Origin of the sequence: Amycolatopsis sp. CB00013, assembly GCF_001905755.1 — a bacterium.
GTDB lineage: Bacteria > Actinomycetota > Actinomycetes > Mycobacteriales > Pseudonocardiaceae > Amycolatopsis > Amycolatopsis japonica.
This window is the reverse complement of record NZ_LIWC01000005.1, coordinates 304,414-316,920: the sequence shown is the minus strand read 5'-3', so window position 1 is coordinate 316,920 and position 12,507 is coordinate 304,414. Positions and strand designations below refer to the sequence as shown.

Below are 12,507 nucleotides of genomic sequence, written 5' to 3'. Positions count from 1 at the left end.
CATGTCAAGGCATGATCATGGAACAGGTCCGGACGACGGACAACCAGGCGAAGTCCTGGTGGATGCCCCTGTCCGTAGCGGTGCTCTCGGCGGTGGTGTTCCTGCTCGCCCGGCCGCATTTGATCGACGACACGTTCATCACGCTGGCGTATGCACGCAATGTCGCCTTCCACGGCCACTGGGGTCTGCTCGCCGACACGACGTCGAACACCGCGACGTCGCCGGCGAACGTGCTCATCCTGGCGGCCCTGACCGTTCTCGTCCGCGACGCCGTCTTCGCCGCCGGACTGCTGTTCGTGCTTTGCCAGGTCCTTCTCGCCCTCGGGCTGCGCAGGCTCGGCGCGGCGTGCGCGCTGCCGCCCCGGTTCCCCGCCCTTACGCTCTGCGCGCTGACCGCGAACCCGCTTCTTCTCTCATCGATCGGGCTCGAGGTCACTCTCGGCGCGGCGGTCCTGGGCTGGCTAACCTTGTTCGCCGTCGAAAAGAACTCCTTCGCCTTCGGGCTGACAGCCGGCCTGCTCGCCCTGGTCCGGCTGGACCTGATCGTGTTCGCGGTTGTGCTCTTCGTCGTCCTTCGTCCCGGCACCGGACGCGCGCTGCTCGGCGCCGGCCTGATCGCGCTGCCGTGGTTCGGCTTCAGCTGGGTCGTGCTCGGCGCGGCGGTACCGGACACGGTCGTGATCAAGACTCTCCAGGGCACGCAACATGCTTGGGGCGCTTGGAACTTCGGCAACGGTCCGCTGTTCTACGCGCGGAGTTCGCCGGTGATGGCCGCCCTGGCGTTCCTGCCCGCGGCCCTCGCCGTCCTCGCCGTGGTGACGTCGGCCGTCCGGCGGCGCGGGATCACCGCCGGGCTGCGGCCGTTCGTGGTGCTCGCCCTCGGCGGCCTGATTTACCACGTCGGCTACGTGCTGCTGGCGGTTCCGCCCTACCACTGGTACTACGGCCCCGGCCTCACCGCGGCGACCGTTTTCGTCTGTGCCGTAGCGGTTTCCCACCGGATAACGGCGTGCGGGGTGCTCGCTCTGGCTGTCGCCGGTCTGATCGCGTACGCGGCCGCCGGACTCCCCCGCACGTACGCGCCGCTCACGTCGAACTACACGTCGAGCGCGCAATACGCACGTATCGGAGCGGAAGTGGGTACGCTCGCCGGAGGCCGGGTCGTCGGAAGCGCGGGCGAAATCGGCGTCCTCGCCTACAGTTGCGACTGCCCGGTCGTCGACGTCTTCTCCGACCGTGGCCTGCTGCCGGCCGCGATCGAGGCGCGCGGCGAGGAGAACCGCTGGATTCGGGCGCTACTCCGCGTGAACTACGCCTTCTTCGACTTCGACGTCCGGCCTCGCCGTCCCGACCTCGTGCTGCGCCGGCTAGCGACCCCTCCGCCGAACGCTCTCGCGCACTGGACGCTCGACGCGCCGACTCTCGGAAAGCAGGAGCTGTACCTGGTGCCGAACGAGGAATGTATCTGACGGGATTTTCTGCCCTCACGACTGCCCTTTCGGACAGTGCGCGGCTGTGCGCCCTGCGGTTGCGTTGGGCGAATGCGCGCGAAACTAGACCGAATAGCCCGATTCGACTGCTCCGCACAGCCCGGTGCGCCAAGACCGCCGCACCACAATCTGCTGGCCTTGCAGCGAGCGGCAGGAAACCGCGCGGTCAATGCCGCCGTCCAGCGGCAGGTGACGTTCAAGTCGGGCGGGCAGCAGAAGCGCGCGATAGACGTACGTGCCGAAGACCTGCAAACCGCGTTCGCGGCGCGTGAGTTCCTGCACCCGGAGATCCCGCGACGGTGGGGAGAGCCCAGCGCGGTGCGACTCACTGCGCTGCGCGGCGCCCTGGCCGCGCTTGACGAGTCGGTGCACGACCACGGGCTCATTGATCTGGACGAAGAAGCAGAGGTCACCGCGCTCTGCCGGGCGTTGATCGCCATCGCTGGATCCGGTGAAAAGCCGGTGTCCGGGCTCCGCTACCCCAGGATGAACGCCGAGGTCATCACCCGCAAGACCCGCGCCGGGATCGAACTCACCCTGACGAAGTGGCACGACTATGCCAAAAAGTGGGTGGATGACGCGAGCGAAGAACACAGCGAGTGGACCGCCGCACGGAACAAGCTGGGAAACCAGTACTACGAGGACACCGCCCACGAAGATTTCCGCAAGCAGTACAAGGCCTTCATGACCACCTACGAGCACATGGACGGTGTCATCCGGGAGTGCTCGGTGCTGCTGGTAGGCCTGAAGCACGCGAGCAAGGAGGACCTTCGCAGGTTCCGCGCGGTGTACAAAGCGGAAGCACTCCAGGCGGTCGTCGAGTGGGAAGACGAGACCGCCGGTCACATCGAGAACATCGTATCCAATCCGCACAACCTGACGCCGGCGAACGAGCATCACCGCGTGCCCGGTGCCGCAGCCGCGGTACTCGCCCTCACTGTCCTGCGGAACCGGGCCCACCACGGGGGGTCGGGCCAGGACATCACCCTCATCACGCTCAACAACAAAGTCAAAGCGATCTACGACCGGTACTACTTCCGCGTGCGAACCGAGGAAAACAGGATCTACGAACGACCGAAACGTGGAGAGCGCAAACGGAAAGATGACGGCAGACTCAAGCCGGCCAAGACGCCATGGCACAAGGAAGACAGCATGGTGCTGACACCGACGATGGCGGATCGACTGTTGGGCGACGTCCAGCCAAACGAATGGCTGACCACGCCGACCGACCTCGACCGCGACCACGTGACAACAGAGAGCTGAGCACGCCACTTCGGATCTGAGTGGTTCTGAACGGTAACTGAAGTTCGCCGTGTCAATTCTTAAAGTGACGCGCAACGAAAAAACCGCCCTACCTTGGCGAATCTGCCAGGTGGGCGGTGTTTCGTGTTGTGGAGCTAAGGGGACTCGAACCCCTGACCCCCTCACTGCCAGTCAGGTTCGATCAAGGTGCTGACCTGCGGTTATCGAGAACCCGCTGGTCGGATGGTGCAGTTGTGGGCTGATCGCTGCAGTTAGGCTTTCGTTGGGTTCGCTTGTAGCCGACGTTCCGCTCCGGAATTGCTCCAGGAAAAATAGTGTGAGGGTTGGTGGCTGGCGTGACCGCAGCGGTAGAGGCGTCGGTTTCCTCGACCATTTCGGCGACACCAAAGTCGCGGCCGCGCAATTGTATTTGCACCTGAATGCATTCCGCTACCGCCTGCGACGTATCCGCGTGGTCAGCGGTTCGACCCGCGCGACACGCAGGCGCGTGTCCAGGCGGAGCTGCATCCGCGCCTGTGTGACCTGGACATGCATGACAAGCCGAGGCATTCACATTCTCCGAGAGCCCTCAAGAGGCTGTCATACCGCGGACATTCTGCTGATACACCTGCTGTCGCATCCTGCGATTTCGTCCTGGAGAATCTGGTGGCCTACGCGCGAGTACGTGGACGGAACGGGCTATCGGCGTGACGGGAATGCGACCTCCCGGCGAATGGGATGATACCTTCCGGCTGTTGGGAACGCCTCAGTCGTTCTCTGTCGCACTCGCGAGGTGGACTTGGACTCTGGCGTGTTGGAATCGGTAACTCATTCCCACCGTGCGCAGGATGCCCTGTTCGCGGGCCTTCTCGAGCTCTTCCTCGATGTCTGACGGTAGGCCGTGGCGGGCCAGACTGAGACGCCGTATCATCCACCGGCTCCAGGCTGTACCGGGGATTTGGTCGAAGACGACCGTCGACACGATAAGTGTCAGCGCCGCATTTTGCGGGAAAGTACTCAGTTGATGCTGAAGCGCCAGGAAGACGGCGGTACCGAGGAGTGGCGCTGGGAAGTGGGCGAGAAGAGCCCAGCCGTCCCAGCGGATCGCCGACAACGGATGCGGCGTTTCGCCTTCCGCTACGGGTTCAGTGAGGCTCCCCCATGCCATCGCTCCCACAACGGCGCTGATGAGGGCGAAGCCTGCGATGCCGACGAGGAGGGTCGCCACGTTGGTTTGCGGTGTGAGTGTTGAGCTCGTGCTCATGACTGCGAACACCGTCATGAATGCTGCGGAGACAGCTGCGACACCCAGTGTTCGCCTGGGGCGGGTTCGGAACCGGAACGGCGTAGCTGATTGAGTCTTACCTCGGGTAGCGAGCCGAACGAGCAGAAAGCAGATCATCAGGCCAGCCCACAACATGATCTCGAACAGAATTTCGATCAACGTGCCACTTGACTCGAGTCGCACGAACAGGGCCATCAACGCCAGGTAGCAGGTAAACACCAGGAAGGACAGCGCAAGACGGCGGAGTTTGGACCAAGTTGCCGGAATGAGAGGGCCACATAAGTCCAACTGGCGAACTTCCCGCCGGTCGAGGTAGCGCGCCAGAGGCGTCAACCAGGCGAAGGCTCCATCGTGAGGGTACACGCGGTCGAGCAGATGGCGTTCCAAGTTGTCGGCGTCGTCGAGTTCCAGGAGCTCGCTCGGGTTCGAGTCAATGCGGGTGTAGGCAACTCTGGCCAGGTTGCTCATCAGCGGTGTGGACAGCACGGCACGTAGAGATCCCGATATGCGCAATCGAGCCGCCACCGGCGCCCACCTCCGGTCCGCGTCTGCCCGGCCGGCGGTGAGATGGCTGACAATCTCCGAGACGGGCATGGGGAGCATGCGCACTACCAGAGCTCTGGCCACGGTTAGACCTGTGGCACGAACAGCTGTCTCGTACTCGGCGGTCTGACTGGTGAGTATGAATGGGCGGGTCCACTCGTGCATGGACTCGATCACCTGCATCATCAGATGATCAGGTAGCTCGTCGAGGCCGTCCAATATCGGGACTATCGCCTCGCGTTCGACTAGGCGGGAGGCTGCGGCGTGGGCATGTCTCATCGGCAAGGCCGCGGGGCGTGCAGCGGTGAGGCAAGCCGTGAGCCAGTCGTTCAGGGAGTAGCGCTCTGGGTCCCATCCGGCCATGTCGACCAGGAGGGACGCTTCGCCTTCGCGCACGATCTGTTGGGCGAGCAGAATCGCGGCTGAGGTCTTGCCTGATCCGGCCGCACCGGTGATTACGACTTGACGCGCGGGCAGGGCACCTACGATGTCTGCGAGTGTCATCACATCTCCATGCAGGCGCAGAGCCGTGCGCCGAACGCCGGGTAGGCGCCCAAGCACAACGTCGGGGCTCGCAGTGAAGGGGCCGTCGACAGATCGCCAAGGAACTCGAAGCGGCTCCGGGAATACCAGACCGCGGGTCGCCACTTCCTGCCGGAGCCGCTCACGCGTCCCGGCAGACAGCTCGCCGCAGGCGGCCTCCAACGCTTCGTCAACCAGACCGAAGCGTCTCGGTTCCAGCCAGGTGATGCACAGAGCAGCGAGCCCGACCAAGCAGCTGATCACGCTGGCGACCTGGTCACCGGTCTCGAGCACGCCAAACGCCAGTACACCGCCCAGTGTGACTGCCACCATTGCCATGAAGACCCACGGCCACCGATGCCCAAAACTCACGACTGCCCTCCCCGACAGTGCGAACAACTGGTTACACGAGACCGTGCAGTGTAGCGACAGCAATCACCCCAATTTCCTTAATCATCGGACGGCAGGGGCGACGATGACTCCTGCGCGGTCGAAACTCAAGGACCTGGACGGTTTTCCTCAGGTGGTGAACCGCCTAAGCAATATCCGCAGAAGCGCCCGATCGAGTTCGCTTCCGGGTGACTGGTCAGCCTGAGCCGGTCAGTGACTGCGGAACCGGGTAAGACACGACAACGGCCGCCATCCGACCGGGTGGGCGCCATTGATGGCTTGCATGGGATCGGTCCCCGTTGGTCTTAGGGCATGGGAGCCTCAATACGGTTCTCCCCTCAGATCTGGGGCCTCAGAGGCAGCGAGGGTTCAAGTTATGGCGAACACCAACCGGAGTACGTCAAAGGGCTACGTGCGCCGATCGCGGCCAGCCGCTACTCCGCAGTCTCGGTAGCTATCAGCACGGTGCACATCCGGGCACGGGTGCAGGCGACGTACAGCTTGCGGTCGGTGTCCTGCTCGTGGGTAAGTCCGCCTTGGAGCCGAGCTTGTTCGAGCCTCGACAGCACTACGCCTACGGCGTCCCACTCGCCGCCCTTGGCCTGATGGGTGGTCAAGCCGGGGATCAGCCGAGCGCGTTGTTCTAGGCGAGCCGCGATGAGCTTCAGGCGAATGGTGTGCGCAGCGTGTGCCCGTCGCAGTCGGCGTGGCGAGAAGGACGCGGTGATCTCTGCCAACTTGGCGTAAGCGGCTCTGACGGGATCCTTCTCCGAGCCCACGAGCGTCTCGACGACTTGGTGGAGTTCGTTGTTCAGCTGTTCGGCGGCGTCCGGGGCATTGATGGACAGCGTCATCAACGCGTCGGCGAGGTAGGTGGCGTTCTCGCCGAGCGCGGATCGCGTGACATGGTTGAGCAGGAGAGTCGCGGCTGCTTCCTCGATTCCTCCCTTGAAGGAGTGGAAGGCGAGGGGGAGGATGCCGTCACTGGCTTGCCAGAGCGGTTTCCACTCTGTCGCGAGGGCCACGTCGACTTTGCCTTCAAGCGCATCCGATGCCGTCAAGTCGAGCGTGACGCCATGACCCTCCCTGAGATTCGCAGCGAGCTTTCGTTGCATCGGGCCGCGCCAGCGGAACGACTCGGTAAGCGCCAGCGTTGTGATGCCGGTCCGAGCCAGCAGCGCGGGAATCGCATCGGGGCGGGCGCCCCGGAACATGTAGAGCGCCTGCCACGGATCGCCAACGAGCGTGACGGACAGTCCGGCTTGAGTGGCTAGCTCGATGATGGCGATGTCGAGATCATTGGCGTCGAAAACCTCGTCGACGATCAGTGCTTTTGCGCTTACCTTCAGGCGGTCACGGGAGTGCGCTGCCATGGTTTCGTTCTTCAAGGCGTTCTCAAGCGCGTCCCGGACATCCTGATGAGTGCAGATGCCCTCAGCGAGATGCTTGCCGATCTCTGTCAGCGGTACGCGCGCGCCACCTTCGAGATTCACTTTGACGAACTTCACGTCCGCAGCGTCGACATACACCTTGTAGGTTTTTTTGGTCCACTTCGTTTGCGCCAGCGCGCTCCAGCTGTCGATGACCGTGAGTTCGGTGTGCCCATTGGGCCATCGGAGGAGGCCAGCGCGAAGAAGGTCGTGCATGAGGTCGCACATGATCGTGTCGAGAGTGACGATTCGGTGCGGCCACGTCAGGGCGGCTGGGCCCCAGATACGTCTCACTCGCTGCTTCAGAGTCCACGTGGCTGCTCTGGTGAAACTCACGGCGATGATCGCGCGGTGGTCGGTTCTAGACTCTGGAGCGAAACGGAGAGCTCCGAAGCGTTGAGCCGCAACGGTTGTCTTGCCAGTGCCGGGACCCGCGTCGATGAACAACCGCCGTTCCAGGCTGCCGCTCGCGGCAGCCTGCTCATTCGTCAGGTTCTTGGGGCGGGTGTCGCTGGGCGACGCGATCGACGTCATGTCGGCTCGTTCGCAGGGCTTTCCGCAGGTTTCGCCTGGGCCGTGGGCCTATCCGTCGCGTAGAGGAATTCGAAGATCTCGGTGAAGTGGGTCGGCACCGCCGCGGTCAGAGACCCTGAGTGTCGCTGGTCCGACAGGCGTCCAGCCAGAGCGAGTGCGAACTCTCCCTTGCGTGATGCGGCAGGGCCGGCAGGCGTTGCGTCCCTTGTCTTGGTCTTCTTGCGGGCGCTGCGAAAGAGCAGATGCACGGCGGCGACATCGAGCGGTTTCGGGCGGTCGATCTCGAGATCCTCAAGTGCGGCAGCGATCAAGGCCTCGTTGCCGGTGGTGATGGACGGCTCCAGCGTGGGATGACTGTGCACAACTTTGACGACGTCTGGGTCGTGAGCCTGAGTTGTCAGCCAGCTTGGGACGGTTGGCGACTCTTCGAGCGGCTTGTCGCTATCGCGCAACACCGCTAGCCGACTGCATAGTTCGTGCCCGCGAGTGGCCAAAAGACGTACTGCCCACGAACCGACTTTCGTGCCCATGGGAACGATGCTCAAAGCGTCGATGAACGACTGTTTGTCGACATCCGCACCAGACCACACCCACCCGAACTCGCGGACGAGGGCGGCGTCAGTTACCCCTTCGACGAGCAGCAGTCGTTCGGCGAACAGCGCAGCCGACCGGCTCGCGTCGAGGTGCAGTCTCGTTTTCCGCATGACCTCCGCGCGGTCTGAGATGTCAAGTTCGGCGATGCCCCGGCTCACTCGGCGGCCGTCCTGCAGGCGACGCATTACGACGATGTCCTCGGGAGAACACGAGGTGATGATGTCAGTAGCGTGGCTGGAGAGGATGATCTGCAGCTCAGGACGCTCGCGCGCGATTCGCTGGAGATACCGGGCGAGGGAGTGCTGAAGCTGCGGATGTAGGTGGGCTTCCGGTTCTTCGATCAGAACAGTGACATGCAGCGGACGTGAGGGGAAGAACGAGTCTTCCTCACTGTCGCGCTCCGCGCGCGCCTGCAGCAGCCTTGCTTCCGCGTCTGCGGGATCGACTGACTCCTCCTCGGAGGTATCTCCCTCAGCGGGGGGCGCGAACACCAGTTGTTGATCTGGAATGGCCGCCAACGTGACTGCGATGTGCAGCAGGTTGACGTACCCCAGCCCGGAAACTTCGAGTGGCCTTGCGTGCTGACGCCCTTCGAGAACGGCGAGCATCAGCTCCAAGACCCTGGCGAGGTAGGTGTCATCGATGACCTGGCCGCGGACGTAAGGCCAGTTGCGGGAGACGCCCGCCGACAACGACTGGAGGTGTGCCGCGATCCGCTCCTCTACCGCCCCGATGAGGCTGTCTGCGGCGAGTTGTTCGAGAAGCGCTGAGGCGCGAACGCGTAGCCCGGCCAAGTTGCGTCCGTGACCGGCGTTCTGGTGCTGCGCTCGAAGCAGCTCGACCAGGACACGTGCTTCCCGGCGAGCTAGCTCGTCGACAGGGTTTCGCCATGCCAGCAGATAGACCAGACGGATCGAGTCCATCGCGTCGTGAGGGGCCAGCGTTCTGGTGGCCACTCTCCCGAGGTCGCGGCTCAACTCGCGTGTCCAGACTGCGGCTGTCGTACCAGGTGCTGTGATGCCAGCCTGAGCTTGAATGGCCTGACCCAGCATTCCTTCATCCTGCTCAGTGCGTGAGAAGGAGTACTCGACTTCTACCGAGCGTTCGCCCTCGCCCAGAACGGCCGCGGTTGGCGCGGGCAATCTGGGAAATACCTTGGTGTGTGCAAGCTGCAGTGCCTCGGCGACAGTGGTTTTGCCGGTGCTGTTGGCTCCGATCAGCACTGCGAAACGGCCAGGCAGACGGACTTCGAGATCGTGTTCTGCGCTTGCGCGCAGTCCTCGGATCATGAGCTTGCTCAGGTGCACCTTTGGACGTCGAGCCGGAACGATCTGTTGTTACACCGTGCCATCGCTATGGAGTGGTGTCGACGGTTGCCTCGCTAGCGGCCTGAGCGGTACCGCGACCGGCGGCTGGCACCTGCACGACCTACGCCACTTCCGCCTTACCCACGCCGGAGAAGACGGCGCCACCGAAGCCGATCTGATGAACCTCTCCGGTTACGAAGACCGCCGCACCCTCCAGCGATATTTGAAGCCCAGCAAGGAAGGAACCCACCGCAGGCTCGACGACCTCGACAACCGACGCGGCACCCGGACAGCTAGCGCCGACGACCTCGCCACGCGCATGGCCAGGACCTGACCGCCGCCGTCACGGCACCCGGCGGGGTTCGTCGCTGTCGAACGACGGCGAGCGGAACTAAGGGCCGCCCACTAGGTCATATGTCAGGTAGCAGTCCTTGGAAGCCTCGACGACGACTCCCGTCACGGTCCCTCCCTGTGGGAGGGCGCCAACGGTGAAAACCGGGTGCGAGGGTCCGAACATGGTGAAGACGTCATCGACCTTCACCATCCCCGTACCGCCGTTGCCTTCCTCCAGACCCAGTCCAGCACGAGGCGTGCAGTACGGCCTTGTTCGCTGTTCAGGGGTCTTCTCGTCTTCGCACCATTGCGCGCCAGCGCACGTCATGTGGCTGCGGTAGTCCCTGCCGTTGTACTTGACTTGGTACGGGAGGCCTTTCTCTCCCGGTAGTGCGTAGCCGAAGTGGTTCGCCGCCTTGGGGGTGAACGCGGCACCACATAATGCACCGAGAACGACCAGCACAGCGATTGACAGGATCACTACACGCCGGGGAACTCGGCGTCGGCGGCTCGTGGACCGGCCATCGACGCTTTTATCGTCGTGGTGCGGCGTGGGCACAGGTTCCCTGCCTGGCATGGTGGCCCCTTTCGGCATGGCGAAGTACTCCTCACCACGGTAGCGGCGGCATCAACTCGGCACGCCCCGCCTCGCGATGACGATGCGAGCGGCGAGTGCTGCCTAGCCGGGTTGGCCCCTCATTGCTGCGAGGGGCCAACCTGTCGTGTGTTACTTAGCCGCTGTTCGGCGCTATCCCGGAAGTCCCCGAGTATCGGTGAAGTACCAATTGGCACCTTGGCCGAGCTTGTCGGACACGACGTTAAGCGGGACGTTGTCCTGGTCGGTGCTGTGGTAGGTGACCTTGATCCTCGACCAGTCGTTGATGTTGCCAGCGGGGTTTTCGGTGATGATCATGGTGTGGTCGAGGTGGGCGTCGGGCACCCCGCCCCATGCCCAGTCCACGAAGATCAGGTCAGCGATCAGGGGAGTTTCGCCGGCATAGTGGCGTAGGCGCTTGCTGTGTAGGTAGCCGAAGAAAAAGAACTCGTGGGCGATGGCCCAGGTCCTGCTGTGAGAAACAACGTTGTACTGAAACCACTTATCGTCGCCGTCCGGCCCGGGGCGACCGACGTCGGGCCAGCCGCCGGCGCGCATGACCTGGGAGGCGAAGTTGGTGCAGTCGTTGCCGAAGCGCTCGTAGGCAGGGTTGTAGCTGAGGGCGAACGTGCGGGCGTAGCGGACCGCGGCCTGGCGGTCGATCGGCACACCCCCGTTGATGCTGGCAGGCGGAGCGCTGCTGTAGGGCTGGGCTCCGGGAGAGTTCGGCTTGACGTCCTTGGGGATCGAGGTTTCACGGGCCAGATCGCGCGGTGTGGCCGGCTGCAGCTTGACCGGATTCACGTAGGGGACGGGGTCGAGCGCGTCGGCCGGGACGTCTAGGGCGTCAGAGGCCAGGACCCAGCCGGCTCCGTGCCGCTGGAAATCGAGCACGTGCGGTACCTGGTAGTGGGTCGCGTCCGCCGAGTCCGGCGTATCACGTTTCGCGAACACCAGCCGGGTCTGCTCCTGCACCGAGACCCGGGCGGTGTCGCCGGTGACCGTCACCGTCGGGGACACCAAATCGACCTGGGCATTGCGGTACTGGGCGTAGGTACCGACGGTCCTGGCCCGCAGGCGATCCAGCGCGGGGATCTCCGTGGCCAGCCGGGCGGAGAAGGGACTGGTCGCCGCCACCGAAGTCAGCGCAGAGGAGGCCAGAGCAGCCGGCCGGGAATCGGTGACCCGACTGGCCCGGTCCTGCAAATACTGCTGGGTCAGCGCCAGCAGGTTCCCGGAGTCGTCGGCGGGCGCGGCCTGCGCGACCGCGGTCAGACAGAGCGGCGCTACCACCGCCGCCGTCGCGGTCAGTACCGCGACCCGGGGTCTGCTTCTTTTCCTGAAAAAGTGCACAAAGACCTCCCAGTGGAAATGCGAATTCCGTTAAATTGTGTGTCGCAAACTCAGCTCGGCGTGGCGGCGGAACTGAGCTACTGTCGATTCCGTTAAATCGACAGAACTTAAGAGCCCCTCGTTAGGTGGGGTTGAAAATGAGTGATATAGCTAGGCGGCCGGGAGCAGGTGTTCCGCTGTGCGGGAAGGTCGCGATCGAGCGGGGCGCACGCAGCCGGAACGGCACACGGCCATCAGGACCGCAGCCCCCGTCGACGCACGGCCTGCTCATGGGCTTTCTCTGCGGCCGCTCGCTGCAGAGAGGTGACGTCGAAGTTGAGTAAGTCAACCTGGAGTCCAGACGGTTCGGTCCGGCCTCGTCGGCCCAGGTGGATCTCCGCGATGCAATCCGCCAACGCGGCGGTAAACAATAAGTCCAGCAATGTCTATTCGTGAAAACTTGCGCGCAGTCCCCTCGCTTCCCTCCCAAACCTTATCGGCGATATTTCATCAAAGTCAAGTGTGTTCCGTTGCTTAGCGATGAATAGCCCGCCTGGCGGAGTCGGCGTGACCATATGCCTTATGGGATCGTATAAAACCACCTCTTAACGCCCCGTAGCGGTCACCGGCCACGAAGAGGTCTGAGCCTGGACCACGACGGCCTGCTCGCCGTCGCGGCCGAACTGCAGCTCACGCGCCTGGATCGGCTGAGCAACACCGAACTCCGATGTCGGGCGTAGCTGCGAACATCATCGCCCTGACGGCTCCAACAGCGTGCATGGCAAACGGAGACTCCCCGACTTTCGACTACGTGCTGGTCCGGCGATCAGCCGCCGGGGTCAGACTGGGTGATCACCCAGTCGGCGGGTCCCATCTCCGTACTCAAGTAGTTAGCGTGTTGAAAGGATTT

8 protein-coding genes are annotated in these 12,507 nt (G+C 63.7%); 4 read left to right on the top strand and 4 right to left on the bottom strand.

Annotated elements, in window-relative coordinates; translation table 11 throughout:
* Positions 1-17: 17 nt before the first annotated feature.
* The 3 genes from AMK34_RS31690 (at position 18) to AMK34_RS43975 (ending at position 3,474) form a co-directional block, all read left to right on the top strand.
* Entirely contained in the window at positions 18-1,469 is a 1,452-nt protein-coding gene (locus tag AMK34_RS31690) for a hypothetical protein (RefSeq protein ID WP_241832906.1), read from the top strand.
* A gap of 159 nt (positions 1,470-1,628) precedes the next feature.
* Entirely contained in the window at positions 1,629-2,753 is a 1,125-nt protein-coding gene (locus AMK34_RS31685) for a hypothetical protein (RefSeq protein WP_143202675.1), read from the top strand.
* 316 nt (positions 2,754-3,069) lie between these two features.
* Positions 3,070-3,474, top strand: coding sequence for a helix-turn-helix domain-containing protein (locus tag AMK34_RS43975; RefSeq protein ID WP_073847791.1), 405 nt, complete (start codon positions 3,070-3,072; stop codon positions 3,472-3,474).
* A 24-nt stretch (positions 3,475-3,498) separates the two neighbouring features.
* Here AMK34_RS43975 and AMK34_RS31675 read toward each other — a convergent pair whose 3' ends face one another.
* From AMK34_RS31675 to AMK34_RS31665, 3 genes are all read right to left on the bottom strand, one after another.
* Positions 3,499-5,454, bottom strand: a complete 1,956-nt coding sequence (locus tag AMK34_RS31675; RefSeq protein ID WP_143202674.1) for a hypothetical protein — start codon at positions 5,452-5,454, stop codon at positions 3,499-3,501.
* A gap of 452 nt (positions 5,455-5,906) precedes the next feature.
* Positions 5,907-7,436 carry a UvrD-helicase domain-containing protein gene (locus AMK34_RS31670; protein ID WP_073847789.1) on the bottom strand — a complete coding sequence of 510 codons (1,530 nt, stop codon included), beginning with the start codon at positions 7,434-7,436 and terminating at the stop codon, positions 5,907-5,909.
* Complete coding sequence (locus AMK34_RS31665; RefSeq protein WP_083650060.1) at positions 7,433-9,337, bottom strand: ATP-dependent nuclease; 1,905 nt, start codon at positions 9,335-9,337, stop codon at positions 7,433-7,435. Before AMK34_RS31665 ends, AMK34_RS31670 begins: the two co-directional genes overlap by 4 nt.
* A gap of 37 nt (positions 9,338-9,374) precedes the next feature.
* Here AMK34_RS31665 and AMK34_RS42365 point away from each other — a divergent pair, with 37 nt between their 5' ends.
* A complete protein-coding gene (locus tag AMK34_RS42365; protein ID WP_083650059.1) occupies positions 9,375-9,671 on the top strand; it encodes a site-specific integrase in 297 nt (98 codons plus the stop codon).
* 747 nt (positions 9,672-10,418) lie between these two features.
* Here the strand turns inward: AMK34_RS42365 and AMK34_RS31650 are convergent.
* The gene (locus tag AMK34_RS31650; protein WP_083650058.1) at positions 10,419-11,618 is read right to left on the bottom strand and encodes an amidase domain-containing protein; all 1,200 of its coding nucleotides are present in this window, start codon (positions 11,616-11,618) and stop codon (positions 10,419-10,421) included.
* Between the last annotated feature and the right edge of the window lie 889 nt (positions 11,619-12,507).